The sequence below is a fragment of the Nocardiopsis alba DSM 43377 genome (assembly GCF_000341225.1).
In the GTDB taxonomy this organism is placed as follows: domain Bacteria; phylum Actinomycetota; class Actinomycetes; order Streptosporangiales; family Streptosporangiaceae; genus Nocardiopsis; species Nocardiopsis alba.
The window spans coordinates 120,141-142,134 of the sequence record NZ_ANAC01000022.1 but is presented as its reverse complement, the minus strand read 5'-3'; the positions used below and the strand labels follow the sequence as shown (position 1 = coordinate 142,134).

Sequence of the window (21,994 nt, the reverse complement as noted above, 5' to 3'; positions counted from 1 at the left end):
AGCCATTCGAAGGGCCATCCAGAAGGGAGGCACGGCATGACCGTCACCGAGGACTACATCGACGCCTCCGGTGGGGACTGGGACGACGTCGTCGAGAAGGCCCAGGGCAGCAGCGCCGAACGTCTCGTCGTCAACATGGGTCCGCAGCACCCGTCCACGCACGGGGTGCTCCGGCTGATCCTCACCCTGGACGGCGAGACCTGCACCGAGGCCCGTGTCGGCATCGGTTACCTGCACACCGGTATCGAGAAGAACATGGAGTACCGGACGTGGACGCAGGGCACCACGTTCGTCACTCGCATGGACTACCTGACGCCGCTCTTCAACGAGACGGCGTACTGCCTGGCGGTCGAGAAGCTGCTCGGGATCACCGACCGGATCCCCGAACGCGCCAGCGTCATCCGCGTCATGCTCATGGAGCTGAACCGGATGGCCTCGCACTTCGTGGCCATGGCGACCTTCGGCATGGAGCTGGGCGCCACCACGGTGATGACCAACGGCTTCCGTGAGCGCGAGATGATCCTGGACATCTTCGAGCTCGTCACGGGCCTGAGGATGAACCACGCCTACGTGCGCCCCGGCGGCGTGGCCCAGGACCTGCCGCCCGGCGCGGTCGGCAAGGTCCGGGAGCTGCTGAAGGAGATGCCCGAGCGCATCAAGATCATGCGCAAGCTCCTGGACGAGAACCCGCTCTACCTGGCCCGTACCAAGGACGTCGCCTACCTCAACCTGCCCGGTTGCATGGCGCTCGGGATCACCGGGCCCCTGGTGCGCGCCTCCGGTCTGGCCTGGGACCTGCGCAAGGCCAAGCCCTACTGCGGCTACGAGAACTACGAGTTCGACGTGCCGGTCTCCGACGGCGGCGACGTGTACGCGCGTTACCGGGTGCGCATCGCCGAGATGGAGGAGAGCCTCAAGATCATCGAGCAGTGCCTGGACCGGCTCGAACCCGGACCGGTGATGATCGAGGACGCCAAGATCGGCTGGCCGGCCAAGTTGGCGCTGGGCCCGGACGGTCTGGGCAACTCGCCCGACCACATCGCGCACATCATGAGCGGCTCGATGGAGGCGCTCATCCACCACTTCAAGTTGGTCACCGAGGGCTTCCGGGTCCCGGCCGGCCAGGCGTACGCGGCCGTGGAGAGCGCCAAGGGCGAGCTCGGCTGCTACGCCGTCAGCGACGGGGGCACCCGTCCCTACCGCGTCCACTTCCGCGACCCGTCGTTCACCCACCTCCAGGCCGTCGCCGCCATGTGCGAGGGCGGGACGGTGGCCGACGTCATTGCGGCCGTGGCCAGTATCGACCCGGTGATGGGAGGCGTGGACCGGTGAGCGAGCACAACGGACCCGAGAACAGGGGTCTCGACGGCGGACCGGACGAGACGGTCGAGGTCTTCACCGACGAGGTGGTGGCCAGACTGGAACAGGACGCCAAGGAGATCATCAGCCGCTACCCGAAGCCGCGCTCGGCGCTGCTCCCGCTCCTGCACCTGGTGCAGGCCGAGGAGGGGCACGTCAGCAAGGCCGGGATGCGATTCTGCGCCGACCAGTTGGGCATCACGCAGGCCGAGGTCAACGCGGTCGCGACCTTCTACACCATGTACCGCCGCCGTCCGGGCGGCGACTACCAGGTGGGCGTGTGCACCAACACCCTGTGCGCGGTGATGGGCGGAGACGAGATCTTCTCCGCCCTCAAGGAGCACCTGGACCTGGCCAACGGCGAGACCACCGAGGACGGCAAGGTCACGCTGGAGCACGTGGAGTGCAACGCGGCCTGCGACTTCGCCCCCGTGGTGATGGTCAACTGGGAGTTCTTCGACAACCAGACCCCCGCCACCGCCAAGCGTCTGGTCGACGACCTGCGTCTGGGCGCGGACGTCGCGCCCACCCGCGGCCCCGCGAGCCTGTGCACCTGGAAGCAGGCCTCGCGCGTGCTCGCCGGGTTCGACGACGGACGCGCCGGCGAGGGCGTCCAGGCGGCGGCCCCGTCGCTGGCCGGTCTCGAACTGGCCCGGCGCAACGGTTGGACGGCGCCGGACCCGAACGACCTCCCTTCCCCGAGCCAGGGTGAGGAGGGCGCGAAGTGACCACCCTGACCCCGATCCTGTCCGAGAACTGGGATCGTCCCGACTCCTTCACCTACGACGGCTACCGGGCCACCGGCGGCTACGAGGCGCTGCGCAAGGCCCTGACCATGGAGCCCGACTCCATCGTCGATCTGGTCAAGGCGTCCGGCCTTCGCGGCCGCGGCGGCGCGGGCTTCCCGACCGGGATGAAGTGGGGGTTCCTGCCCAAGGACAACCCCAACCCGCGCTACCTCGTGGTCAACGCCGACGAGTCCGAGCCGGGTACCTGCAAGGACATCCCGCTCATGCTCGCCAACCCGCACGTGTTGGTGGAGGGCGTCGCGATCGCCTCCTACGCGATCAAGTCGCAGCAGGCCTTCATCTATGTGCGGGGCGAGGTCGTCCACGTCATCCGCCGTCTGCGCAAGGCGGTGGCCGAGGCCTATGAGGCCGGGCTGCTCGGCAAGAACATCCTGGGCACCGGCTTCGACCTCGACGTGGTCGTGCACGCCGGCGCCGGCGCCTACATCTGCGGTGAGGAGACCGCCCTCCTGGACTCCCTGGAGGGCTACCGGGGCCAGCCCCGCCTCAAGCCGCCGTTCCCCGCCGTGGCCGGACTCTACGCCTCGCCCACCGTGGTGAACAACGTCGAGTCCATCGCCAGCGTCCCGGGCATCGTCGCCAACGGGGCCGAGTGGTTCACCTCCATGGGCACCGAGAAGTCCGCCGGGTTCGGCTTCTTCTCCCTGTCCGGGCACGTCACGAACCCCGGCCAGTACGAGGCGCCGCTCGGCATCACGTTGCGCGAGCTCCTGGACATGGCGGGCGGCATCCGCTCCGGGCACCGGCTCAAGTTCTGGACCCCGGGCGGCTCGTCGACGCCGATCTTCACCGAGGAGCACCTGGACACCCCGCTCGACTTCGAGTCGGTGGGCGCCGCCGGTTCGATGCTCGGCACCCGCGCCCTCCAGATCTTCGACGAGACCACCTGCGTGGTGCGCGCCGTCGGTCGGTGGATCGCCTTCTACGCCCACGAGTCCTGCGGCAAGTGCACCCCCTGCCGCGAGGGCAACTTCTGGATGGTCCAGGTCCTGGACCGTCTGGAGCGGGGCGAGGGCACCGAGGCCGACATCGACAAGCTCCTGGACATCTGCGACAACCTGCTCGGCCGCTCGTTCTGCGCTCTGGGCGACGGTGCCACCAGCCCCGTCATGTCGTCGATCAAGTACTTCCGCCAGGAGTACGTCGACCACTACGAGAAGGGCGGCTGCCCCTTCGACCACTCCAGGTCCACCGTCTGGGCGGACCGGCCGACCATCACGGAAGAAGAGGGAGGGAACCGGTGACCGTCACCTCCAACACCTCCGGCGGGTCCTCGCCCGCCCCGCCTCCGGAGGACCTGATCACCGTCACCATCGACGGCTTCCAGATCCAGGTGCCCAAGGGCACCCTGCTGATCCGCGCCGCCGAACTGCTCGGTATCCAGATCCCCCGGTTCTGCGACCACCCGCTGCTCGACCCGGTCGGCGCCTGCCGTCAGTGCCTGGTCGAGATCCCCGACATGGGTAACGGGCGCGGCATGCCCAAGCCCCAGGCCTCCTGCACGATCACCGTCATGGAGGGCATGGTGGTCAACACCCACCTGACCTCCGAGGTGGCGGAGAAGGCCCAGCGCGGGATCATGGAGTTCCTGCTCATCAACCACCCGCTGGACTGCCCGGTCTGCGACAAGGGCGGCGAGTGCCCCCTCCAGAACCAGGCCATGTCCACCGGACAGGGCGAGAGCCGGTTCATCGACGTCAAGCGCACCTTCCCCAAGCCCATCGCGCTCTCCAGCCAGGTGCTGCTGGACCGCGAACGCTGCATCCAGTGCGCCCGCTGCACCCGCTTCGCCGCGCAGATCGCGGGCGACCCGCTCATCGAACTGATGGAGCGCGGCGCTCAGGAGCAGGTCGGTATCGCCGAGGGGGAGGCGTTCGACTCCTACTTCTCCGGCAACACCGTCCAGATCTGCCCGGTCGGCGCGCTCACCGGTTCCGCCTACAGGTTCCGGTCGCGCCCCTTCGACCTGGTCTCCACGCCGAGCGTCTGCGAACACTGCGCGGGCGGCTGCGCCCAGCGCACCGACCACCGCCGTGGCAAGGTCACCCGCCGGCTCGCCGGCGACGACCCGCAGGTGAACGAGGAGTGGAACTGCGACAAGGGCCGCTGGGCGTTCACCTACGCCACGCAGGCCGACCGGCTCACCCGGCCGCTGGTCCGTGACGAGGACTCCCGGGCCCTGGAGTTCGCCTCCTGGCCCGAGGCGATCGGCATGGCCGCGCAGGGGCTGGCCGCCGCGCGCGGCAACGTCGGTGTGCTGGTGGGGGGCCGCCTCACCTACGAGGACGCCTACGCCTACGCCAAGTTCGCCCGTGTCGCCCTGAACACCAACGACGTGGACGCCCGCGCCCGCGAGCACTCCGAGGAGGAGGCCGCCTTCCTGGCCGCCCGTGTCGCCGGAACCCCGGTGGACGTGGACTACACGGCCCTGGAGAAGGCGCCGGCGGTCCTGATGGCCGGCTTCGACCCGGAGGACGAGTCTCCGCTGGTGTTCCTGCGTCTGCGCAAGGGCATGCGCAAGCGGGGGCTGAAGGCCTACTCCCTGGCCTCCCACGTCACCCTCGGGCTGACCAAGGTCAAGGGGACGCTGGTCCCGACCGCCCCGGGCGACGAGGGCCGTGTCCTCAACGCCCTGGACGTGGAACACCCCGAGGTCGTCGAGGCCATCGGGCAGGAGGGCGCGGTCATCCTGGTGGGCGAGCGGCTCGCCGCGAGCCCCGGAGCCCTGAGCGCCGCCGTCTCCCTGGCCGAACGCACCGGAGCCCGCCTGGCCTGGATCCCGCGTCGAGCCGGAGAACGCGGGGCCATCGACGCCGGAGCGCTGCCGAACCTGCTGCCCGGCGGACGTCCGGTCGCCGACGCCTCGGCCCGCGCCGAGGTCGCCCGCGCCTGGAACGTGGGCTCCCTGCCCGACCTGCCCGGACGCGACACCGACCAGATCCTCGCGGCCGCCGCCGCGGGCGAACTGGACGCCCTGGTCATCGCCGGTGTCGAACTCGACGACCTGCCCGACCCGGAGGCGGCCCGCGCCGCCCTGTCCAAGGTGCCGTTCATCGTCAGCCTGGAGATCCGGGCGAGCGACGTCACCGACCGCGCCGACGTGGTGTTCCCGGTCGCGGCCGTCGCCGAGAAATCCGGCACCTTCGTCGACTGGGAGGGGCGCCACCGTCCCTTCGGCGACGCGCTCAAGGTGCCCGGCGCCCTCTCCGACCTGCGGGTCCTCGCGGCGATCGCCGACGAGATGGACGTTCACCTCGGTCTTCCCGACTCCGCCGGGGCCTACGGAGAACTGCTGGAGCTGGGCGTATGGCTGGGCGGACGCCCCGCCGCGCCCTCGGCCCGACCGGTGGCCCTGCCCGAACCCACCGCCGGCCGTGCCCTGCTGTCCACCTGGAAGCAACTGCTCGGCACCGGTCGGATGGAGGACGGCGAGCCCTACCTGGCCGGCACCGCCCGCCGACCGCGCGCCTACCTGTCCAAGACCACGGCCGAGGAGGTCGGGGTCCCCGACGGCGGTTCGCTGCGTGTCACCGGCCCCCGCGGCTCGGTGACCGTCCCCGTGATCGTCACCGACATCGCCGACCGCGTCGTCTGGCTTCCGGCCAACGCCCACGGGTGCGACATCCGTCGTGACCTGGGCGCCGGCGCCGGGCAGACGGTCGAGCTGACCTCGCCCACCACCAACGCCGGGAGGCAGCAGTGACCCCCGCCGCTTTCGATCCGCTCACGGCGGACCTGGCCGCGGAGAGCAGCCTGAGCGTCTTCGGGAACGACCCCTGGTGGATCATCACCATCAAGGCGCTGGCGATCTTCGTCTTCCTGATGATCTGCGTGCTGATGATGATCATGGCCGACCGCAAGGTCATGGGTCGGATGCAGCAGCGCCACGGACCCAACCGGATGGGCCCCTTCGGCCTGCTCCAATCCCTGTTCGACGGCATCAAGCTCTCCCTCAAGGAGGACCTGATCCCGCGCGGGGTGGACCGGTTCGTCTACATCGCGGCGCCGATGATCGCCGCGATCCCGGCGTTCCTCGCCTTCTCGGTCATCCCGATCGGTCCCGAGGTGAACATGTTCGGGGTCATCACCCCGTTGCAGCTCACCGACCTGCCGATCGCCGCGCTGCTGGTGCTGGCCACCGCCGCGCTGGGCGTCTACGGGTTCGTGCTCGGCGGCTGGGCCTCCCAGTCGCCCTACGCCCTGCTCGGCGGCCTGCGCGCCTCCGCCCAGGTGATCAGCTACGAGATCGCGATGGGTCTGTCCTTCGTCGCGGTCTTCATCATGGCCGGAACGCTCAGCACCTCCGGCATCGTCGCGGCCCAGGAGAAGCTGTGGTTCGCGGTGCTGCTGCTGCCGTCGTTCCTCATCTACATCGTCACGATGATCGGTGAGACCAACCGGCTCCCGTTCGACCTCGCCGAGGGCGAGGGCGAGATCGTCGGCGGCTTCATGACCGAGTACGGGTCCATGAAGTTCACGATGTTCTTCCTCGCCGAGTACGTCAACATGTGCACCGTCGCCGCGGTGTCCGTGACGCTCTTCCTCGGTGGTTGGCACGCCCCGCCCGGCGTCACCGCGATCCTGCCCGGCGCCAACGAGGGCTGGTGGCCGGCCCTGTGGTGGCTGATCAAGTTCGTCGCCGTGATGTTCCTGTTCATCTGGGCCCGGGGCAGCCTGCCGCGTGTGCGCTACGACCAGCTGATGAAGCTCGGCTGGAAGGTCCTCATCCCGATCCAGCTCGTGTGGATCACCGGTGTGGCCGTCGTGCGCATGCTCATCCTCGACGGCGCCTCCCCGATCATCATCGGCGCGGTCGTCGCCGCCTTCACCGTGGCCACCATCGCCGCCTTCGCCGCCTGGCTCCGCTTCGTGCGGCGCGAGCGCGCCGAGGAGGCCCGACAGCGCGCCGAGAACGCGCGCCGCGCCCACAAGGAACCCTCCTTCGGCGGGTTCCCGGTGCCCCCGCGCACCGCCGCCCACTACGGCAGCAGCGTGCTCGCCGAACCGTCCCGGACGGCCGCGGCCGGCACCGCCGAACGCAACGACAAGAAGGGGGAGGTTACCGGTGCTTGAGTGGCTCAACCCCGTCAAGGGTTTCGGTGTCACCTTCCACACGATGTTCAAGAAGGTGCCCACCGTCGAGTACCCGGAGGTCAAGCGCCCCACGGCGCCGCGCTTCCACGGACGGCACCAGTTGAACCGGTGGGCCGACGGCCTGGAGAAGTGCATCGGGTGCGAACTGTGCGCCTGGGCCTGTCCTGCCGACGCCATCTACGTGGAGGCGGGCGACAACACCGAGGACGACCGGTACTCGCCCGGCGAACGCTACGGGCGCGTCTACCAGATCAACTACCTGCGGTGCATCCTGTGCGGTCTGTGTGTGGAGGCCTGCCCGACGCGGGCCCTCACGATGACCAACGAGTACGAGCTCGCCGATGACAGCCGGCAGAGCCTCATCTGGACCAAGGAGCAGCTCCTGGCCCCCCTCACCGAGGGCATGGAGCAGCCCCCGCACCCGATGCGGCTCGGCGATGACGAGCAGGACTACTACGCCACCGGACGCGGACAGCACGGCACGCAGGATCGGCCGGAGAACGCGGAGGCGGCACGGTGACCCCGTTCGACACCACCTCCACGACACACCTGGCCGCGGCGCCGATCGGCTCGGGCGAGGCCGGCCTGTTCTGGGTCCTGGGCACCATCGTGGTGCTCGGCGCCCTGGGCGTGGTCTTCTCCCGCAAGGCCGTCCACTCGGCCATGTCGATGGCGCTGACCATGGTCGGCCTGGCGATCTTCTACGGCGTCAACGAGGCCCCGTTCCTCATGGTCGTCCAGATCGTGGTCTACACCGGCGCCGTCCTGATGCTGTTCCTGTTCGTGCTGATGCTCGTCGGCGTCAGTTCCTCGGACTCCCTGGTGGAGACCTTGCGCGGACAGCGGATCATGGCGGCCCTCGTCGCGATCTGCTTCATCGGCGCCCTCGCCACCGGGATCACCCGGATCGTCGTGGGCGACCCGGCGGGCATCGCCGGCGCGGCCCCCGTCGGCGGGACCATCCCGTGGCTGGCCGGAGAGCTGATCCTGCGCTACGTGGTGGCCTTCGAGGCCACGGCGGCGCTGCTCATCACCTCGGTGCTCGGCGCCATGGTGCTCGCGCACACCGCCCGTACGGGTAAGCGCCGCACCCAGCGTGAGATCTCCGAGGACCGCATCCGCGGCGACCACCCCACCCCGCTGCCGGGCCCCGGTACCTACGCGCGGCACAACGCGATCGACATGCCCGCGCTGCTGCCCGACGGCTCGATCTCGCAGCTCTCGCTCAACCCGGTCCTGGCCGCCCGCGACCCCGAACACCGGTCGGGTGTGCCGATGGACGTTCAGGCGGGACGAGAGGCCCTGCCCGGCGCGGCGTCGGACTCGGCCCGCTCCAAGGAGGCCGAGGAGAACACCGGGGACACGTCCGACCCCGCCCCCTCCGGTGAGAACGGATCCGACACCGACACGGACGGCAACAACGGCAACGGGCAGGAGGTCGAGTCCACGTGGACCCGATGAACTACATCGTCCTCGCGGCGCTTCTGTTCACCATCGGCGCGGTCGGCGTCCTCATTCGACGCAACGCGATCATCGTCTTCATGTGCGTGGAGCTCATGCTCAACGCCTGCAACCTGGCGTTCGTCGCGTTCGCCCGGATGCACGGGGACATCGAAGGGCAGGTCGTCGCCTTCTTCGTGATGGTCGTGGCCGCCGCCGAGGTGGTCGTAGGCCTCGCGATCATCATGCAGATCTTCCGAACCCGCAGGTCGGCGTCGCTGGATGACGCCAACCTGCTCAAGCACTAGAAGGCGACGTGGCTGTGACACAACATCACGCGTACCTCGCCGCCGAACCCGTGGTGGCGACCGCGGCCGACAGCGCGGTGCTGTCGAACGCCTGGCTGCTGATCGCCCTGCCTCTGGTGGGCGCGGCGATCCTGCTCCTGGGCGGGCGGCGTACCAACGGTTGGGGGCCGCTGCTGGCCACCGCCCTCCCGGTGGCCTCCTTCGTCTGGGCCGTCCTGGTCCTGTTCGACCTGCTCGGCCGCTCCGGCGCCGAGCGTTCCGTCTCCGTTCCCGTCTACGAGTGGTTCGCGGTCGAGAGCTTCTCCGCGCGGATCGACCTCCTGATCGACCCGCTCTCGATCACCTTCGTCCTGCTGATCACCTTCGTGGGTTCGCTGATCCACGTGTACTCGCTCGGCTACATGGCCGAGGACCCGGAGAAGCGGCGCTTCTTCGCGTACCTCAACCTCTTCGTGGCCGCCATGCTGGTGCTGGTGCTCGCGGACAACTTCGTCCTGCTGTTCCTCGGCTGGGAGGCGGTGGGGCTCGCGTCCTACCTGCTGATCGGCTTCTGGCAGTACAAGCCCTCCGCGGCCACCGCCGCCAAGAAGGCGTTCCTGATCAACCGGGTCGGCGACATCGGCCTGCTCATCGCGATCATGATCATGTTCACCGTGCTCGGCGCGGTGAGCTTCAGCGACGTCTTCGCGGCCGTTCCGGGCGCGAGCGACGGCGTCCTGCTGGCCATCGGGCTGCTGCTCCTGCTCGGCGCCTGCGGTAAGTCCGCCCAGCTCCCGCTCCAGGCCTGGCTCCTGGACGCCATGGAGGGCCCGACCCCGGTGTCGGCGCTCATCCACGCCGCCACCATGGTCACCGCCGGTGTGTACCTCATCGTGCGCGCCGGCCCGATCTTCGAGGGCGCCCCCGTCGCGCAGCTCGTGGTCATGACCGTCGGCGCCGCCACGATGCTGGCCGGCGGGATCATCGCCTCGGCCAAGGACGACATCAAGAAGTCACTGGCCGGCTCCACGATGAGCCAGATCGGCATGATGGTGATGGCCGCCGGGCTCGGCCCGATCGGCTACGCCGCCGCCATCGCCCACCTGGTCACCCACGGCTTCTTCAAGGCCGGGCTGTTCCTCGGGGCCGGATCGGTCATGCACGGCATGAACGACGGCGTGGACATGCGCAGGTACGGCGGTCTGGCATCGAAGATGCCGATCACCTTCGCCACCTTCGGTCTCGGCTATCTGGCCATCATCGGCGTCCCGCTGCTGTCCGGCTGGTGGACCAAGGAGAGCATCATCTCCGCCACCTTCGGGTACGGCGGCACCGTCGGCCTGGTGTTCGGCTCCCTGGTCGTGCTGGGCGCCGCGCTCACCGCCTTCTACATGTCGCGGATGGTCTTCATGACCTTCCTCGGAAAGAAGCGCTGGGACGAGGGCGTACACCCCCACGAGTCCCCGGTGAGCATGACCGCGCCCATGGTGGCGCTGTCCATCGGTTCGATCGCGCTCGGCGGGTTCCTGGTGGCGGGCGACCGCTTCGCCGCCTTCCTCCAGCCGGTCACCGGCGCCGAACTCCCGCACTTCACGGTCGGGCACGCCTTCACCTCGCCCTACGGGATCGCGGCGCTGGTCGTGCTGGTCCTCGGAGTGGCGCTCGCCTGGGCGATGTACCTGCGCAAGCCCGTACCGAGCACCGCGCCCAAGGGCAACCTCGTCACCGTCGCCGCCTCCAACGAGCTGTACGGCAACGAGATCAACGAAGGCCTGTTCATGCGTCCCGGGCAGGTGCTCACCAAGGTCCTGCTCGTCGTCGAGGACAAGGTCATCGACGGCGCGGTCAACGGGATCGGCACCGGCGTCCGCGACTCCTCCCAGGGGCTCGGCCGGACACAGACCGGGTTCGCCCGCACCTACGCGCTCACCATGCTCATCGGCGCCGTGATCGTCGCCGCGACGCTGGCTGTGAGGTTCTGACATGATCCCCTGGCTCACTCTCGCGATCGCGCTCCCCGCGATCGGCGCGATCGTCATCTGGGCGCTGCCACGCGTCAAGACGTCCGAGACGGCGACCACCGCGGCGCGCGCCGAGGCCTCGGCCTCCGGCGCCGCCGGTTCCGGGGGCACCGCCGTCAAGACCCGACCGGCCACCGGCACGGGGACGGCGGGCGCCGCCTCGGCAGAGACCGCCAAGCGCATCGCCCTGTTCTTCTCGGTGGCCACCCTCGCCCTGGTCGCGGCCATGGCGTGGAACTTCGACACCGCCGGAGCGGGGGGCCTCCAGTTCGAGGAGGTCTACCCGTGGATCCCCTACTTCGGGGTCCACTTCGCGCTGGGTGTGGACGGCATCGCCCTGGTGCTGATCCTCATGTCGGTGATCCTGGTCCCGCTGGTGGTCCTGGCCGCCTGGAACGAGCACTCCGACCGTGAGGACGGCGGCCGCGGCTACTTCGCCCTCATCCTCGCCCTCGAAGCGATGATGATCGGTGTCTTCGCCGCCACCGACGTCTTCCTGTTCTACGTGTTCTTCGAGGCCATGCTGATCCCGGTCTACTTCATGATCGGGCGCTACGGGCGCGGCGCCGACCGCGCCAAGGCCGCGATGAAGTTCCTGCTGTACAGCCTCGCCGGCGGCCTCATCATGCTGGTCGCGGTGATCGGCGTGTACGTCATCGGCGGCACCTTCCTGTGGAGCGAACTGACCGCGCCGGGCAGCCCGCTCGCCGCCGTCGACCCGGCCACCGCCCGCTGGCTCTTCCTCGGGTTCTTCATCGCCTTCGCGATCAAGGCCCCGATGTGGCCGGTGCACACCTGGCTGCCCGGCGCCGCCGGGTCCTCCAGCCCCGGCACGGCGGTCCTGCTGGTCGGCGTCCTGGACAAGGTCGGCACCTACGGGATGCTCCGGTTCTGCCTGGAGCTGTTCCCGGCCGCCGTGTCCTGGTTCGTGTGGCCGGTGGTGGCACTGAGTCTGGTGAGCATCATCTACGGCGCGATCCTCGCGATCGGCCAGAGCGACATGATGCGGCTGGTCGCCTACACCTCGGTGTCCCACTTCGGGTTCATCACCCTGGGCATCTTCGCCCTGACGCCCCAGGCCCAGGCCGGCGCGGCCCTGTACATGGTCAACCACGGCTTCGCCACCGGCGCGCTCTTCCTCATCGTGGGCTTCCTCATCGCCCGCCGGGGCAGCTCCCGGATCGAGGACTTCGGCGGCGTCCAGAAGGTCGCGCCCAAGCTGGCCGGGGTCTTCCTGATCACCGGTCTGGCCGGACTGGCGCTCCCGGGGCTGGCCCCGTTCGTCAGCGAGTTCCTCGTGTTCGTCGGCGTGTACGCCTTCAACCCGATCCCGGCCGTCATCTCCGTGGTCGGCGTGGTCCTGGCGGCCCTCTACATCCTGTGGATGTACCAGCGCACCATGACCGGCCCCACCAAGGAGAGCCTCTCCGGCACGACGGACCTGTCCGCTCGTGAGACCTGGGCCGTGGCCCCGCTGATCGCGCTCATCATCGCGTTCGGCGTCTACCCGCAGCCCCTGCTCAACGTCATCAACCCCGCCGTCGAACGCACCGTGGAGATCGGGGCGGACACCGCCTCGACCACCGCGAACGCCGAGGGCGACACCGAGGAAGGAGACGAGGAGTGAACGCGCTCTACGTCGCCGACGGGGCGCCCCCGTCGCTCCCCGGCATCACCGAGGCGGCACCGACCCTGGACTGGTGGCTGCTGGCCCCCTACCTCGTGGTGTTCGGCGCCGGTGTGCTGGCGGTGCTGTTCGAGGCCTTCGTGCCCAAGAGGTCCCTGCGGCCGGTCCAGATCACCGTCGCCGCCGCGGCCCTGATCGCCGCGTTCGCGCTGATCGTCCTCCAGGTGGAGACGGTCGGCGCCGGCGGAGCGATGATCGCGGGCGGCGTGCTCGCCGTGGACGGCACGGTGCTCTTCCTCCAGGGCACCATCGCCGTCCTGGCCCTGGTGTCCCTGATGCTCATCGCCGAGCGCCGTGACGGTCGCGACGCGTTCTCCGCGCAGGCCGCCACGGTTCCCGGCAGCGAGGAGGAGCGCAGGCACATCCTCGCCGGCTCCCAGCACACCGAGGTCTACCCGCTGGTGCTGTTCGCGGTCCTGGGCATGCTGATGTTCCCGGCCGCCAACGACTTCCTCACCATGTTCATCGCCCTCGAGGTGATGAGCCTGCCGCTGTACCTGCTGTGCGCCCTGGCCCGACGCCGCCGCCTGTTCTCGCAGGAGGCCGCGGTCAAGTACTTCCTGCTGGGCGCGTTCTCCTCGGCGTTCTTCCTGTTCGGGATCGCCATGGTCTACGGCTACGCGGGCTCGGTGAACTTCGCCGCCATCCGCGCCGCCGTGGAGTCGGGCGGGGCCGAGATCTTCGCCCAGGGCGACGGCGAGCCGCTGCTCATCATGGGCATCGGTCTGGTCGCGATCGGTCTGCTGTTCAAGGTCGGCGCCGTGCCCTTCCACAACTGGAAGCCGGACGTCTACCAGGGCGCCCCCACCCCGATCACCGCGCTGATGGCCTCCTGCACCCTGGTGGCCGCCTTCGGCGCGCTGCTGCGGGTGTTCTTCGTGCCCTTCGGCGGCTCCGTCGAGATCTGGGAGCCGATGCTGTGGACGGTCGCCATCCTCACGATGGTGGTCGCCGCCTTCATCGCGGTCACCCAACGCGACGTCAAGCGACTGCTGGCCTACTCCTCGGTGGTGCACGCCGGTTTCATCCTCACCGCCGTGATCGCCTCCAGCACCGAGGGCCTCGCCGGCGCCATGTTCTACCTGGCCGCCTACGGGTTCACCACGCTGGGCGCGTTCGCCATCGTCACCCTGGTGCGCACCAGGGACGGCGGACAGGAGCTCGGCGACCTGGACGGCTGGGCCGGCCTGGGCCGCCGTTCGCCCGGTCTGGCCCTGGCCCTGTCGCTGTTCCTGCTGGCCTTCGCCGGTATCCCGCTCACCAGCGGCTTCATCGGCAAGTTCGCGGTGTTCGAGGCCGCGGTCGCCGCCGGGGCCACCCCGCTGGTGGTCGTCGGTGTGCTCAGCAGCGCGGTCACCGCCTTCTTCTACGTCCGGATCATCGTTGTGATGTTCTTCCGGGATTCGGAGGGTGAGGGGCCCACGGTGGCTCGCGCGGGCGTTCTCACCGGCGGTGTGATCACCGTGGGTGTCGCCGCCACACTGGCCCTCGGAATCTTCCCGGGGCCGGTCCTGGACAACCTCCTGCCGTCCTCGGAGACCGGCGGAGAGCCCGCCGCGGTGATGATCTACCAGGTCACCGACGGGGGGACGACCGACTGACTTTTCCACGGTCTCCGACCCGGGTGTGGCTTTGGACCTTCATTCCGGGTCGGATACCGTGGCAAGTCGGATCATGTTCATGTGCTGAGCGTGCGGTCCCCTCCTCCGGAGAGGCGTCCGCGCGCCCGTTCAACAGGTGGAGCTTTACGGTGAGCGGTGCTGTCCCGAGCGGGTTTCTCGCTCTCCCGAGAGTCGACCCGACCCTCGCCCGGGAGATCCAGGACGACCTGGAGAAGGTCGAGGAGCTCCTGCGGGAGTCGGTGCGGTCGAGCGATCCGTTGCTGACCGAGGCCGCCTCCCACCTGCTGGAGGCCGGAGGCAAGCGCTTCCGCGCCATGCTGGTCCTGCTCGCCGCCCGCTTCGGCGACCCCAAGGTGCCCGACCTCATCCCGGCGGCGGCCGTGGTCGAACTGACCCACGTGGCCACGCTCTACCACGACGACGTCATGGACGAGGCCGAGCTGCGCCGGGGCAAGCCCAGCGCCAACCAGCGCTGGGGCAACAGCGTCGCCATCCTCACCGGTGACTACGTGTTCGCCAAGGCCTCCATGATGTTGGCCGACCTGGGCACCGAGGCGGTCCGGCTCCAGGCCGAGACCTTCGCCCGCCTGGTCCAGGGCCAGATCCTGGAGACTTCCGGGCCCCGAGAGGGCGTCGACCCGCTCGACCACTACCTCGACGTCATCGACGACAAGACGGCCTCGCTGATCGCCTCCTCCGCGGAGTTCGGCGGCATGTTCGGCAAGGTCGACCCCGAGACGGTGAGCACCCTGACCCGCGCCTGCGACGCGCTGGGCATGGCCTTCCAGCTCGCCGACGACATCCTGGACGTGGCCAGCGAGAGCGCCGAGTCGGGCAAGACGCCCGGTACGGACCTGCGCGAGGGTGTTCTCACTCTGCCGATGTTCTACGCTCTGCGCTCCCAGGACCCGGCCGACGAGCGTCTGAGGTCGCTGCTGGGCCGTCCGCTGGACGACGCCGAGGCCGAGGAGGCGCTGACGCTGCTGCGTCCGCACCCGGCCATGACCGAGGCCGACGAGACCCTTCAGGGATGGGCCGACAAGGCCAGGGCCGAGCTGCGCACCCTCCCCGACATCCCGGCGAGGGACGCCTTCCTGGCCCTGTGCGACTACGTGGTGGAACGCTCCGGCTGAGCCTAACCGCACCGTGCTTCGAAGGGCCCCACCCGAGCGGGTGGGGCCCTTCGCGTGTGTTCAGACCTTGGGCAGGGGGATCCGCAGTTCGAAGCGCGTCTCGGCGTAGTAGGACGGACCGTGGACCGCGAGGTGGCTCCAGAGCTCTTCGCCGGCGTCGGGCACGACGGTTTCGGCCAGGGAGAGCACGGCGGCGGCACGTCGGTGCCCGCCCACAGGAGCAGGTCGGGTTCGGGGTCGGGGTGGTCCATCCCGGCCTCCAACGCGGCCGGGAACGGGACGGCCTCTTTCGAGAGCACGTCCAGACGCAGGGAGCGCAGTTGGGGATCGGGGGTGTCGAGGAGGGACAGGCCGGTGGCGATGTCACCGGCGCGAAGGAGGGGGAGGGCCGCGACGAGGTCGGGGTCGTGCCAGGTGGAGCCCCAGGTGACGCCGTACTTCCGTGCGAGGCGTTCTTCCCCGAGGGCGAGGAGCTTGTCGAGAACCATGTACCGATTCTTGTGCCGGCCGAAGAGGATGAACACGACTTATGGGCTCAAAACGGCAACGGTTCCCGGGGAACCGATCGAGTGAGGACCGCATCCCACCGCACGGAGCCCGACCGTCTACCGAGAGTCCTTCCGTGAGCGCACCCACTCAGCAGAGCCGACGGATTCCCGGCCTGTCCCCCCTACGTCCCGACGACCCCGAACACGTCGGCCCCCACCGACTGATCGGACGGCTCGGCGCCGGTGGCATGGGAGTGGTGTACGGGGCCCTGGACCCGAACGGCGTCCCCGTCGCGGTCAAGACCGTGCACGCCCGACTGGCCGCCGACCGGGGCTTCCGGGCCCGCTTCGCCCGAGAGGTCGACCTCGTCTCCCGGGTCGACGGACTCTGTACCCCGCGCTTCCTCGGCGCCGACGTGGCCGGCGAGATCCCCTGGATGGCCACCGAGTACGTGCCGGGCCCCACCCTGAGACAGCGGGTCCAGGCTCGAGGTCCGCTGACCGGCGAGGTCCTCAGGGCCTTCGCGGTGGGGACCGCCGAGGCGCTGCGGGCCGTCCACGCCCAGGGGATCGTCCACCGCGACCTCAAACCGGCCAACGTGATCCTGGCCCCCGACGGGCCCAGGGTGCTGGACTTCGGGATCGCCCGGGCCCTGGGCGAGACCGTGGTGACCCGCACCGGTGGCCTGTTCGGCACCCCCGGATGGGTCGCGCCCGAACTGTACGCGGGGGCCGACCCCACCCCCGCCGCCGACCTCTTCGCCTGGGGGGCGATGGTCGTCTTCGCCGCGACCGGACGCGACCCCTTCGGCCAGGGGGAGGCCGACACCCTCGCCTACCGGGTGGCCCACGAGGAGCCCGACACCACCGGTGTCCCCGCCGAAGTGCTCCCCGTGGTCACGGCGGCCCTGGCCAAGGACCCGGCCTCGCGCCCCACCGCCGACCGGGCGATGGCCGAACTGGTGGGCGCGGATCCGACGGTCCGGAACACACAAGTGCTGCTCGACGCCTCCTGGAAGGCCGGGCCACGTCCCGACCTGTCCGTCTGGGGCGAAGGGCCGATCCGCCGGAGCCCGACGCCCCGGAAGAGGGGGCGGGGGTTCCTCGTCGCCGTCGCCGCCGTGACGGCCCTGGGCCTGGTGGCCGGTGGGGCGTGGTGGGCCGGAAGCAGATCGAACCCGGACGTCGGGGGAGCGGAGGACCCGGTCGCCGAGGCCGAGGATCCCGCCGAGGTACCGGACCACAGTGGCATCAACGTGCTGTCGGGCTCCTACGAGGAGCTCACCGGTGTGGTGGGCCTCTCCGCCACGGTGGCCGACACGGTCCGGCTCTACAGGATGGAGCCCGGCCCGCCCGGAACGGCCATCACCGAAGAGGGCGAGATCATCGGGGCCATCACGCTGAGCGCCCGCCGCGAGGGGAACGACGTCGTGGTGCGGGGCGAGGGCGTCTACGGAGGCGACGCGGGCGACATGGTCCTGCACAGCCGGGACGTCAGGGCCGACGTCCTCCCGCCCGGCTTCCTCGGCGGGGACATGGACACGGATGAGATCCAGGTGTTCACACCCGAGGAGGACGGGGTCCTGCTCGTGTTGAGTCCCGACCACACCAGGGACGAGTTCGAGGTGACCTTCGAGGGGCTCCCCGATCGGAGCGCGCTCAACATCGGGATCCCGGGGGAGTACCTGAACGGGGTGGAGTCCTACTTCGCGGACAGTACGCGGCAGGAGGTCGTGGGTATCGCCGCCGAGAAGTGCCTGGCGTCCGACGCCCCCGAAGGGGAGACGATCAGCCCGCTCCACCAGGCCGGAGACTGCGACCCCGCCTGGTTCACCGGATGAGCGGGCCGACGAGGGTGGGCCCCTACCGGGTGCTGGAACGGTTGGGCTCCGGTGGAATGGGCACGGTGTACCGGGCCCGGAGCGGCGGTCGCGACGTCGCGGTCAAGACCGTGCACGCCGAGTTCGCCGGATCGAGGGAGTTCCGTGAGCGCTTCCGCCAGGAGGTCCACCTGGTCCGCCGGGTGCGCAGCGCGCACGTACCGCGTTTCGTCGGCGCCGACACCGAGGCGCCGGTCCCGTGGCTGGCCACGGAGCTGGTGCGGGGCGCGTCCCTCGACCGGATCATCGGCTCGGGGCCGCTGACCGGTGGGAGGGCGGCCGTTCTGGCCACCGGGGTCCTGGCGGCGCTGCGGGACCTGCACGCCCAAGGGGTGATGCACCGCGACCTGAAACCGGGGAACGTGCTCCTGGGGCCCGACGGGCCCCGAGTGGTGGACTTCGGGATCGCCCGGGCCCTCGACGGGACCGCGCTGACCAGGACCGGAGGGGTGGTGGGCTCCTCCGGATGGATCGCCCCGGAACGCCATGTCCACGGCCTCTCCACACCGGCTGCCGACGTGTTCGCCTGGGGCGCCCTCGTGGCGTACGCGACGACGGGACGGCCGCCCTTCGGGCGAGGTGCCCCTCAGGTCGTGACCGCCCGGGTCCTGGGCGCCGAGCCCGATCTGGACGGTGTCCCCGAGCCCCTGCGTCCGTTGGTCGAGGCGGCGCTCGTCAAGGAGGTCGACCGGCGCCCGGACGCGGCGTGGCTGTTGGAACGACTGCTGGAGCACGATCCGGCGGCGCGAAGGTGGCTCGCCGCGCGCCCGAGGCCCCGACGGTGGCGGCGCGGACCGATCGTCGCGGCGGGGGCGATGGCGGTGGTGTTGGCGGCGACCGCGGGGCTCGTGGCGGCCCGGCCGTGGGTGGACACCGGGGCCGAGACGGAACCGGAGGCCCTCACCGAGGGGACCTCCGAGGTCGGGGGGACGACCACGGATCCGTTCGCCGAGGCGGCGCGGGATCGGGGGTCCAACATCGGATACGTGGTGGAGGCCGCGGCCATCGTCGACCTGGGGACCCGGGGGTGGGACGAGGACGTGGACCGCGGTCCCCACGGCAGGTTCGTCCTGGACCCGGGGCCCGCGAGCTCGTCCATGACCGTCGAGGGGATGGAGGCCCGGGACGAGGGGGTCGCCATGACGTTCGCGGCCGCCCGAGGGAACGGTCCGGTCATCGACGGCGCGTGGTTCACGGTGGTCTCTCCGGAGGGGGAGGTCGTGCCCGCGTCGGAGGAGGGCGCCTTCGGGGAGCGGGGACGTCTCGTCTTCGAGGGGGCGCCGGAGCGAGGGCTCCTCGTCCTGACCTCCCCCGACCATGAGGAGGACGTTCGGGGCCACTCGCCGGTCGGGGTCTGTTACGACCTCGCGGACGGCATCTTCTCCACGGTCTACGAGGACTGCTCCTGACCGGAACGCGGTGTCTCTCGCCGTGATGGCCTCGCCGTCGGTGATTCGAACGTACGTACAATATGAAAAAAGCGTCGTTCGTTTCTCGGGAGGTCGATATGTCCGGACCGCGTGTCCTGATATCGGGGGGAGGGATCGCCGGCCCGGCGCTCGCGCACCTGCTGCGCGCGTACGGCTTCCGACCCACCATCGTGGAGCGTGCTCCGGAGGTTCGCGCCGGAGGGCACGGTATCCAGATCGACGGGGTCGGGATCGACGCCCTGAGACGGATCGGCGTCCTCGACGAGGCCAGGAGGGCGGGCGGCCCCACACCCGACGAGATCCACCTCGACTACGGAGGGCGCCGGCTGGTGATGCCCAACGGGGCTCCGCGGCTCTCCGACGAGACAGGGCTGATGATCCGACGCGGAGACCTGGCCGAACTCCTGTACCGGCACGTGCGAGACGACGTGGAGTACCTGTTCGACGACACGGTCACCGGGCTCCGGGAGACGGAGGAAGGCATCCTCGTCGATTTCGAGAACCGGCCCTCACGCGACTTCGACCTCGTCGTCGGAGCCGACGGAGTCCACTCCGGCGTGCGTTCCCTGGTCTTCGGCCCCGAAGAGCGCTTCCTCCACTACAAGGGCACCAATATCGCCCTCTTCGACATCGAGAATCACCTGGGACCCGTACGCCACATGATCGGACGGGCACGAGCCCGACGCGGGACACTCCTCCAGCCCACCCCCGGCACCGAGCTGCTGGAGTGCTTCCTCCTCACCCGCGACCCCGAACCCCTGACCGACGTGGAGGGCCACCGGGCACTGCTCCGGAAACGTTTCGAGAGGGACGGCGAGGAGACGAGGCGTCTGCTGGAGGCCATGGAGCACGCCCGCACGACGTACACGACCCCCTCGGCGCAGGTCCGCATGGACTCCTGGAGCCTGGGCCGAACGGTCCTCCTGGGGGACGCGGGCCACGCGCTCGAACCGATGACCACTCAGGGAGGCTCCCTCGCCCTCACGGGCGCGTGCGTCCTCGGCGGAGAGCTCGCCAAGGCACGCGGCGACCACCGGGTCGCCTTTCCCGCCTATGAACGGGCGATGCGCGGTCTGGTCGACGCCAACATCCTCACGTCCCAAGCGAACGGCGAGATCTTCGTCCCGAGTTCCGGGGCGATCGGAACGTACGTACGGTCCTGGCTCCTGGACGGGGCCTCCCGGCTGGGACAGAGGATGAGGCCGTCGGTGGAGCAGAGGAAGGCCTACAACCTCCCCTTGGACGAGCATCTCCCCGCCGGGGCCGGTGCGTGATCCCCTCCGAGGACGAGGGACGGCGCCGCCCCGAAGGGGACGGCGCCGTCGATGAGGCGTATGTGGGCTAGCTGATCACGGGGAGGGCCTCGGAACCGGGCAGGTCCATGAAGGTGGGGTGCTGGGTCATGCCCTCGGGGGTCTCGGGCTCGACGGTGCCGCCCTCGATCGACACCAGGTCGCTGGTGTCGATGTCGTTGAGCAGGTCGGTGCCGCGGCTCAGTCCGGCGACCAGGTCCTCGACGGTGGTGGTGTCCACGCCCTCGGCGACCTGGGGCAGCTCGTTGTCGGCCAGGGGCCCGTTGAGGCTCACCGAGTCGGAGAGGCCGTTCGAGGAGACCCCGTCGACCACCGCGCCGGTCAGGTCGGTCAGGGCCGGGGCCTCGGGAGAGCTCTGGGGCACGACGGCCGGGGCGTCGTCCCAGGCGCGGTTGCCCACCATGCCCAGGACCTCCTCCTCGCCGAGGCTGACGTAGTTGTCCTGAGTCAACTCGGTGGACTCCACGACGTCCTGGATCCGCTTGGGCGTCTCCACACCGAAGCCGGCGGCCAGGTCCCACACGTTGGGCGCGGTCGGGATCGAGCCCTCCGTGTGGCTCATCCGCTCGGTGGAGCCCTCCACCGGAAGCTCCAGGCTGTTGCCGCCGGTCAGATCGGTCACCGAGCCCAGGTCGGTCACCTCGGTGAGCGAGGGGGCCTCGGACAGCTCGGGCAGTCGGGCGGAGTCGGTCGAGGGGAGCCGGAGGTCGCCCGCCTCGGGCAGGGTGAGCACCTCGTCGCGCAGCTCGGCCACGGCCACCACCGTGTGCGGCAGCACCTCGTTCGCGGACTGCTCGAACCGGTCTCCGGCGCCCTTGGCGGTGGACTCCAGGGACGCGCCCGCGTCCTGCGCGGTGGACTCCAGGGCCGCCCCCGCCGTGTGACCGATGGTGTCGTGCGGGTTCCCGTCCATGCCGGTGGCGCTACGGGTCTCGGAGAGCGTGTTCGCCAAAGGGGAGTCCGGCAGGGCGGCGCCCAGGTCGGGGGCGCCGCGGCCGGGGTCGTTGGCGCTGGCCTGGAGCTCCTCCAAGGTGGCCCCGGCGATGGGGGTGACGCCCTCGGGGGCGATCTTGTTCACGGTCGGCGCGACGCCCTTGACGAGCGCCTGCTCGGCGAGCGGGGAGACCACGTCGTTCAGCGGCGCCTGGAGCCCCTCGGCTCCGGCGACACCGGAACCGAGGGCCACGAACCCGGCCGCTCCGGCGGCGAGGAGGATGGTTCGGGCGGAGAGGCGTCGGGTCTTGGTCATGGGGTTCCTTCCCTCGTGAAGCCATGTGTTGACGGGACGGCCGCGCCGTCGTGGGGACGGCGGCCTTGCGGAGCCGGGTGGACCACCGGCTGACGTGAATCACGTGAACGACGGCACGGGACTCAGGTCAGCTCCCAGGAAGAAGAAGGACGTGCTGGGAACGGGTCCGGGGCGCGCGTGAA

At 70.2% G+C, this 21,994-nt stretch carries 17 protein-coding genes; 15 read left to right on the top strand and 2 right to left on the bottom strand.

Going from position 1 to position 21,994, the window contains the following annotated elements; all coding sequences use genetic code 11:
* Positions 1-36 precede the first annotated feature (36 nt).
* The 12 genes from D451_RS0121630 to D451_RS0121575 all read left to right on the top strand — a co-directional run bounded on the left by D451_RS0121630 (position 37) and on the right by D451_RS0121575 (position 15,452).
* Complete coding sequence (locus tag D451_RS0121630; protein WP_014911069.1) at positions 37-1,332, top strand: NADH-quinone oxidoreductase subunit D; 1,296 nt, start codon at positions 37-39, stop codon at positions 1,330-1,332.
* On the top strand, positions 1,329-2,087 hold the full coding sequence (nuoE, locus tag D451_RS0121625; protein ID WP_014913307.1) for an NADH-quinone oxidoreductase subunit NuoE: 759 nt from the start codon (positions 1,329-1,331) through the stop codon (positions 2,085-2,087). The genes D451_RS0121630 and nuoE overlap by 4 nt, the downstream gene beginning before the upstream one ends.
* Positions 2,084-3,412, top strand: a complete 1,329-nt coding sequence (gene nuoF / locus D451_RS0121620; RefSeq protein ID WP_017535936.1) for an NADH-quinone oxidoreductase subunit NuoF — start codon at positions 2,084-2,086, stop codon at positions 3,410-3,412. The genes nuoE and nuoF overlap by 4 nt, the downstream gene beginning before the upstream one ends.
* Complete coding sequence (locus D451_RS0121615) at positions 3,409-5,871, top strand: NADH-quinone oxidoreductase subunit G (RefSeq protein WP_017535935.1); 2,463 nt, start codon at positions 3,409-3,411, stop codon at positions 5,869-5,871. The genes nuoF and D451_RS0121615 overlap by 4 nt, the downstream gene beginning before the upstream one ends.
* Positions 5,868-7,241: an NADH-quinone oxidoreductase subunit NuoH gene (gene nuoH, locus D451_RS0121610; protein WP_017535934.1), complete on the top strand. Its 1,374-nt coding sequence runs from the start codon at positions 5,868-5,870 to the stop codon at positions 7,239-7,241. Before D451_RS0121615 ends, nuoH begins: the two co-directional genes overlap by 4 nt.
* Positions 7,234-7,782: an NADH-quinone oxidoreductase subunit NuoI gene (gene nuoI, locus D451_RS0121605; RefSeq protein WP_014910317.1), complete on the top strand. Its 549-nt coding sequence runs from the start codon at positions 7,234-7,236 to the stop codon at positions 7,780-7,782. Before nuoH ends, nuoI begins: the two co-directional genes overlap by 8 nt.
* Entirely contained in the window at positions 7,779-8,723 is a 945-nt protein-coding gene (locus tag D451_RS0121600; RefSeq protein ID WP_014912944.1) for an NADH-quinone oxidoreductase subunit J, read from the top strand. Before nuoI ends, D451_RS0121600 begins: the two co-directional genes overlap by 4 nt.
* Complete coding sequence (gene nuoK, locus D451_RS0121595; protein ID WP_014912309.1) at positions 8,711-9,010, top strand: NADH-quinone oxidoreductase subunit NuoK; 300 nt, start codon at positions 8,711-8,713, stop codon at positions 9,008-9,010. The genes D451_RS0121600 and nuoK overlap by 13 nt, the downstream gene beginning before the upstream one ends.
* Before the next feature lie 14 nt (positions 9,011-9,024).
* Positions 9,025-10,971 carry an NADH-quinone oxidoreductase subunit L gene (gene nuoL, locus D451_RS0121590; protein WP_014909731.1) on the top strand — a complete coding sequence of 649 codons (1,947 nt, stop codon included), beginning with the start codon at positions 9,025-9,027 and terminating at the stop codon, positions 10,969-10,971.
* Position 10,972: 1 nt separating this feature from the next.
* Entirely contained in the window at positions 10,973-12,637 is a 1,665-nt protein-coding gene (locus tag D451_RS0121585; protein WP_017535933.1) for an NADH-quinone oxidoreductase subunit M, read from the top strand.
* Positions 12,634-14,298 (top strand): NADH-quinone oxidoreductase subunit NuoN, encoded by a 1,665-nt coding sequence (gene nuoN / locus D451_RS0121580; RefSeq protein ID WP_014908432.1) that lies wholly within the window; start codon positions 12,634-12,636, stop codon positions 14,296-14,298. Before D451_RS0121585 ends, nuoN begins: the two co-directional genes overlap by 4 nt.
* A gap of 149 nt (positions 14,299-14,447) precedes the next feature.
* Entirely contained in the window at positions 14,448-15,452 is a 1,005-nt protein-coding gene (locus D451_RS0121575) for a polyprenyl synthetase family protein (protein ID WP_014908875.1), read from the top strand.
* Positions 15,453-15,512: 60 nt separating this feature from the next.
* Here the strand turns inward: D451_RS0121575 and D451_RS28110 are convergent, their stop codons facing one another.
* Positions 15,513-15,668: a hypothetical protein gene (locus tag D451_RS28110; protein WP_017535932.1), complete on the bottom strand. Its 156-nt coding sequence runs from the start codon at positions 15,666-15,668 to the stop codon at positions 15,513-15,515.
* A gap of 406 nt (positions 15,669-16,074) precedes the next feature.
* Here D451_RS28110 and D451_RS27080 point away from each other — a divergent pair, with 406 nt between their 5' ends.
* From D451_RS27080 to D451_RS0121555, 3 genes are all read left to right on the top strand, one after another.
* Entirely contained in the window at positions 16,075-17,781 is a 1,707-nt protein-coding gene (locus D451_RS27080) for a serine/threonine-protein kinase (protein ID WP_051067483.1), read from the top strand.
* Positions 17,778-19,229, top strand: a complete 1,452-nt coding sequence (locus tag D451_RS28700; protein ID WP_241463362.1) for a serine/threonine-protein kinase — start codon at positions 17,778-17,780, stop codon at positions 19,227-19,229. The genes D451_RS27080 and D451_RS28700 overlap by 4 nt, the downstream gene beginning before the upstream one ends.
* 98 nt (positions 19,230-19,327) lie before the next feature.
* Positions 19,328-20,524: an FAD-dependent monooxygenase gene (locus tag D451_RS0121555; protein ID WP_017535931.1), complete on the top strand. Its 1,197-nt coding sequence runs from the start codon at positions 19,328-19,330 to the stop codon at positions 20,522-20,524.
* Positions 20,525-20,591: 67 nt separating this feature from the next.
* On the opposite strand, the gene D451_RS0121550 is transcribed toward D451_RS0121555, so the two are convergent.
* On the bottom strand, positions 20,592-21,812 hold the full coding sequence (locus tag D451_RS0121550) for a hypothetical protein (protein ID WP_017535930.1): 1,221 nt from the start codon (positions 21,810-21,812) through the stop codon (positions 20,592-20,594).
* Positions 21,813-21,994 lie beyond the last annotated feature (182 nt).

Coding starts and splice junctions, on each gene's coding strand:
- D451_RS0121585 (WP_017535933.1), top strand. CDS start 10,973: ATGATCCCCTGGCTCACTCTCGCGATCGCGCTCCCCGCGATCGGCGCG.
- D451_RS0121550 (WP_017535930.1), bottom strand. CDS start 21,812: ATGACCAAGACCCGACGCCTCTCCGCCCGAACCATCCTCCTCGCCGCC.
- D451_RS0121555 (WP_017535931.1), top strand. CDS start 19,328: ATGTCCGGACCGCGTGTCCTGATATCGGGGGGAGGGATCGCCGGCCCG.
- D451_RS28700 (WP_241463362.1), top strand. CDS start 17,778: ATGAGCGGGCCGACGAGGGTGGGCCCCTACCGGGTGCTGGAACGGTTG.
- D451_RS0121630 (WP_014911069.1), top strand. CDS start 37: ATGACCGTCACCGAGGACTACATCGACGCCTCCGGTGGGGACTGGGAC.